A 3,761-nucleotide genomic window follows, 5' to 3' on the forward strand; every position below is an offset into this window, starting at 1 on the left:
TGCACCGTTATCGGTAGAGTAGATTACGATAGTGTTGTCTGCGATCTTAAGCTCATCAAGTTTGTCTAGGAGGATACCCACTTGGTCATCATGCTCTAGCATGCCGTCTGCGTAGATGCTGATACCCGATGCGCCTTGGTATTTTTCTTGTAGACGAGTCCACACGTGCATGCGAGTCGTGTTGTGCCAGATGAAGAATGGTTTGTCAGCTTTCACTGCTTTTTCCATGAATGCTAAAGATTCTTCTAGGAACTCTTCATCCGCGTGCTCCATACGCTTACGCGTCATAGGACCTGTATCTTCAATCTTACCGTCAGAAGTCGACTTGATTACACCACGAGGGCCAAAGTTCTTACGGAACTCAGGATCTTTAGGGTAGTAGTAAGTCTCTGGCTCTTCTTCCGCGTTTAGGTGGTACAGGTTACCGAAGAACTGGTCAAAACCGTGGTTCGTTGGAAGGTGTTTGTCTTGGTCACCCATGTGGTTCTTACCGAACTGAGCGGTCATGTAGCCCTGTTCTTTAAGAAGGTCTGCGATCGTTGGAGCCCAATCAGGGATGCCGTGGTCAGAGCCCGGCATACCGATAGTCAGTAGACCTGTACGGAAAGGTTCTTGACCGGTTAGGAATGCAGCACGGCCAGCAGTACATGATTGTTGACCGTAATGGTCAGTAAATAGTGCGCCTTCGTTAGCAATACGGTCGATGTTAGGTGTTTCATAACCCATCATGCCGTTGTTGTATGCACTGATGTTGAATACACCAATGTCATCACCCCAGATAGCAAGAATGTTTGGTTTTTCTGCTGCTGTTGCCGCTGAAGAAGCTGCTAATAAGCCAACACCTAATGCTAGTTTATTAATTTTAGTACCCATAAGGACTCCAATTCACTTTTAAGATTAATGCGTTAGAACAACACATCGATGAGCAAATGTTATTCTCAAAATTCCGTTCCGTCCTTTTATAGTGCTTATAACCAATCGTTATGATGTCTAGTTAACTTGTTGATTCATATGAGTTCTAGTGTGTTGCCAGAACAACCCCTTAGTTTGTATGTGTGATCCTTATCATGTTTGTTGCCGTAAACCTTATCGATGACTTCTGTATCCATATCTCGATGAAAATGACAAAAATATTAATAGCTTAGGTAATCTCGCGTATGCGCAAAAAATGAACTATACGTTGTAGGGCAGGATGCAAATAACTTACGAAGAGGTTTCTATGACAGCGAAGTATGGCGCTAAACGTCGATTAGCGATTTTGGGTACAGCAATGATGGCCGCGTCTAGCGCCACTTTTGCAGCAGAAAAGCCAAATATATTGGTCATTTGGGGGGACGACATTGGTCAATCCAATGTGAGTGCGTACACCTTTGGTTTAATGGGTTACAAAACGCCCAATATTGATAGCATCGCCAAAGAAGGGATGATGTTTACCGATTATTACGCTGAACAATCGTGTACTGCGGGTCGCTCTACCTTTATTACGGGACAAAGTGTATTACGAACGGGTTTAAGTAAAGTAGGCCTTCCAGGAGCAGACATTGGTTTGCAAGCGGAGGATGCAACGATTGCAGAAATGCTTAAACCTATGGGGTACATGACAGGTCAATTTGGTAAAAACCACCTTGGCGATAAAGATGAATTCCTTCCAACAGCACACGGGTTTGACGAATTTTTTGGCAACCTTTACCACCTGAATGCTGAAGAAGAACCGGAGAATGAAGATTACCCAACTGACCCAGAGTTCCGTAAGAAATTTGGCCCTCGTGGTGTGATCAAATCATTCGCTGATGGCAAGATTGAAGATACAGGCCCACTAACGCGTAAGCGTATGGAAACGGTCGATGAAGAAACACTAGACGCGGCACTTGATTTCATGGATCGCGCAGTGAAAGCGGACAAACCATTCTTCGTTTGGTGGAACGCAACAAGAATGCACTTTAGAACGCACGTGCAGCCAGATAGCAAAGGTGTAACCGGCATCAGTAATTACGCTGATGGTATGGTTGAGCACGATCGACACGTTGGACAACTATTGAAGCAAGTGGATGAGTTGGGCATCAAAGACAACACCATCGTTTTCTACTCAACGGATAACGGTCCACACATGAACTCTTGGCCTGATGCCGGTACAACGCCGTTCCGTGGTGAGAAAAACACCAACTGGGAAGGCGCATACCGTGTACCAGCAATGGTTCGTTGGCCAGGAAAGATTGAACCGGGCAGTGTTTCAAATGAAATCATGCACCACATGGACTGGATGCCAACCTTCGTTGCAGCTGCTGGTGATGATCAGATCAAAGAGAAACTACTGAAAGGTCATACTGCGGGTGATAAAACGTTTAAAGTGCACCTAGATGGTTACAACTTCCTTCCTTACCTAACCGGAGAAGAAGAGAAAGGCCGTCGTTCGGAGATATTCTACTTTACCGATGACGGTGACCTTGCGGCACTTCGTTACAACCAATGGAAAGCGGTGTTCATGGAGCAGCGTGCGACGGGTACCATGCAAATTTGGGCAGAACCGTTTGTAACGTTACGTCTTCCTAAGCTGTTTAACCTCCGAATGGACCCATACGAAAACGCAGATATCACATCGAATACTTACTATGACTGGTTGTTAGACCATGCTTATATGTTTGTTCCTGCTCAAGCGTATGTTGGCAAGTTCTTAGAAACCTTTGCTGAATACCCGCCACGCCAAAAAGCAGCGAGCTTTAGCTTGGATCAGGTTATGGAGAAACTTCAAGAGAACCATAATAAGTAAGCTTTGGTTTATTGAAACTGATAGTTTGATGAAACTGCTAACACGAAAGAGCTCTTCGGAGCTCTTTTTTTTATGCGCATATCGATGAGTAAATACCAGTCGTGAATATGAGTCACAACAATCAAGCTCACTGCCACTAAATAATTGTAAATTCATTGTTTTTACGTCTACCTTATTAAGCATAAGGATGTATAAAAACAAGGAATGTTATGTCTGCATGGTTGTGCTCACTAGTGAACGGATTGAAACACCAGCGAGTTGCAGTATTATCCGCAATGTTGTCTTTACCTATGTTGTCGACACTCAGTGTCAATGTGTATGCTAATGAACAAGCTCCAGCGACTGAAGCTACGCTTATTGGTTCAGGAACTTTAGATGCCAGCTCTCCCAAGGCTACGTATGTCGGTTCTGAAGCATGCGTTGACTGTCACAGCGAAGAAGTGGAAGCGTGGCAAGGCTCTCATCATGACATGGCGATGAAACACGCTACAGATGAATCTGTATTAGGCGATTTCAACGATCAAACGGTCACTCATGGCGGTAAACCCAACCGATTTTTTCGCAAGGGTGAAGAGTTCTGGGTCAATATCGAAGGCCCAGACGGGCAATTCAAAGATTACAAAATCAGCTATACCTTTGCCTTTGAACCATTACAACAGTACATGGTTGAGTTTGAAGACGGTCGAGTACAGTTGATTCCTTTCGCTTGGGACTCTCGCACTGAGGGCGAAGGCGGTCAACGCTGGTTTAACCTCTACCCGGATACCACCAACACTGATGAATTCTACTGGACCAACAGCGGTCAAAACTGGAACTTCATGTGTGCCGATTGCCACTCAACGAATCTAGAGAAAAACTACGACAGCGCGAGCAATACCTATAACACTACTTGGTCTGAGATTAATGTCGGTTGTGAAGCCTGTCATGGCCCTGCAAGCGAGCACGTTAAACAAGCCCAGCTAGCAAATTACAAGTCAGTAAAAGCCAACGGCGA

At 45.0% G+C, this 3,761-nt stretch carries 3 protein-coding genes; 2 read left to right on the top strand and 1 reads right to left on the bottom strand.

The annotated features are described in order from the left end of the window. On the bottom strand, positions 1–873 hold an 873-nt coding region (locus tag AB4496_RS22525; RefSeq protein ID WP_372132024.1), incomplete at its 3' end, for a sulfatase-like hydrolase/transferase. A gap of 346 nt (positions 874–1,219) precedes the next feature. Between AB4496_RS22525 and AB4496_RS22530 the strand changes: the two genes are divergently transcribed. Beyond that, complete coding sequence (locus tag AB4496_RS22530) at positions 1,220–2,767, top strand: arylsulfatase (RefSeq protein ID WP_009844956.1); 1,548 nt, start codon at positions 1,220–1,222, stop codon at positions 2,765–2,767. A gap of 209 nt (positions 2,768–2,976) precedes the next feature. Beyond that, positions 2,977–3,761, top strand: a 785-nt coding sequence (locus AB4496_RS22535; RefSeq protein WP_372132026.1) for a multiheme c-type cytochrome, incomplete at its 3' end; no start/stop codon positions are given.

This window comes from Vibrio sp. 10N.222.46.A1, from assembly GCF_041473595.1.
In the GTDB taxonomy this organism is placed as follows: domain Bacteria; phylum Pseudomonadota; class Gammaproteobacteria; order Enterobacterales; family Vibrionaceae; genus Vibrio; species Vibrio tasmaniensis_A.